The 1,567-nt window shown below is 77.7% G+C and carries 1 protein-coding gene and 1 pseudogene; both read right to left on the bottom strand.

What is annotated here, in order from left to right; genetic code table 11:
- Positions 1 to 41: 41 nt before the first annotated feature.
- Positions 42 to 1,283, bottom strand: a complete 1,242-nt coding sequence (locus HMPREF0731_RS09820) for a heme biosynthesis HemY N-terminal domain-containing protein (protein WP_040612637.1) — start codon at positions 1,281 to 1,283, stop codon at positions 42 to 44.
- Positions 1,283 to 1,567: pseudogene (locus HMPREF0731_RS09815) on the bottom strand (hypothetical protein); the annotation flags it as partial. The gene HMPREF0731_RS09820 and the pseudogene HMPREF0731_RS09815, both read right to left, overlap by 1 nt.

The raw sequence follows: 1,567 nt of genomic DNA, 5'->3' as shown, positions 1-1,567 counted from the left end.
TTCTTTCTGTCAGGGCCGGCCGCCGCTGGCGGCCGGCAGCCTCAGCCCCAGGCGATGCGGCCCGAGGTGCCGCAACCGTCGCAGACCGGGTGCCAGCTCTCATGCACCTTGCCGCACTGGCCGCAGCGCCAGCGCGGCTCGGGCTTGGCCGAGGTCGCGGCGCGCAGCCACTTGGCCTCCGCCGCCCGCGCCAGGGCGGTGTCGCCCTGCTCGGCCTGCTCCAGCTCCACCAGCAGCAGATAGGCCCGCGCATCCGCCTCGCCCGAGGCCACCAGCGCCTCCAGCTCGCTGCGCGCCCGGCCGGTCAGCCCCGCCGCCAGCGAACAGCGCGCCAGCAGCAGCCGGCTCTCGGCATGGCTGCGGTTGCGGTGCACCAGCGTCTCCGCCGCCTTCACCCGCGCCAGCTTGTCCGCCTCCTCGCCCAGATAGGCGGCGGCGATGTCCGGATGCGGCGCCGCCGCCCAGCCCTGCTCCAGCACCGCCTTGGCGCGGCGGCCATTGCCGGCGGCGCTCAGCCGCGCGGCATGCGCCAGCACCGCCGGAGCGAAGCCCGGATCGGCCTGGAACGCCTCGCGCTCCAGCTCGGCGGCGCGCGCCGAATCCGGCTCCTGGCCGGCGGCGGCCAAGGCCAGCGGCGCGCGCGGGGTCTGCGGCGCGGCCAGGGCCAGCGCCTCGCGCCAATCCTCGGTGCGCTGCGCCAGCAGGGCGCGCTCCTCGCGCAGCCAGGCGGCGCCGGGATGCGCCGCCTCCGCCTCGCGCGCCAGCGCCTTCGCGGCCTCCCAGTCGCGCCGCTGGATCGCCTGGCGCAGCAGGCCGCGCAGCCCGATGAAGCGCGCATCCTCGCGCCGCGCCAGCGCCTGGAACGCCTCGGCCGCGGCCTCCTCGCGCCCGGCCATGCGCTCGGCCTCGGCGGTCAGCAGCAGCAGCTGTGGCGTGTCGCCCAGCAGCACCCGCGCCCGCTTCACCTCGCTGCGCGCCGCATCGGCCGAGCCGGCGGCGAGCGAGACCAGCGCGCGGGTCAGCACCGCCTCGCCCTCGGCCCGGCGCTTCTCGGCGCGGCGGGCGCGGATGCGGGCGGGCCAGTTGATCAGGCTGCGGAAGCCCACGATCAGCAGGTGCAGGGCCAGGAACAGCACCACCAGCCCGATCAGCAGCACCGGCAGGGAGACGCCGACGAAGGTGTCGCCGACGCGCAGCTCCACCACCCCGCCCAGCCGCATCAGCCCCCAGGCGATGCCGACGGTGAGGGCGGAAACCAGCAGCAGCCAGAGCGCGCGGCGCATCAGCCCTGGCCCCCGGCGCGCAGTTCCTCGAGCGCGGCGCGGGCGGCGAGCAGCCCGCGCGCCTGGTCGAGCCAGCCGGACATGGCGCCGCGCGGCCCCTCGGGCAGCGCCTCGATCCGCTGCACCGCGGCGGGCAGGTCGCCCGCCTCCAGCGCGCGGCGCGCCGCCTCGACCTCGCCGCTGATGGCGTCGCCCCAGACCACCTGCTCGCCGCGCCGCACCGTCACCAGGCTGGACAGGCGGGTGGCGGCGGATTCCCAGATGCCCTGGCCCTCGGTCGCCGG

The sequence above is a fragment of the Pseudoroseomonas cervicalis ATCC 49957 genome (assembly GCF_000164635.1).
In the GTDB taxonomy this organism is placed as follows: domain Bacteria; phylum Pseudomonadota; class Alphaproteobacteria; order Acetobacterales; family Acetobacteraceae; genus Pseudoroseomonas; species Pseudoroseomonas cervicalis.
Note: the sequence above shows the minus strand (reverse complement) of the source record. Positions and strands in the feature narration are given on the sequence as shown.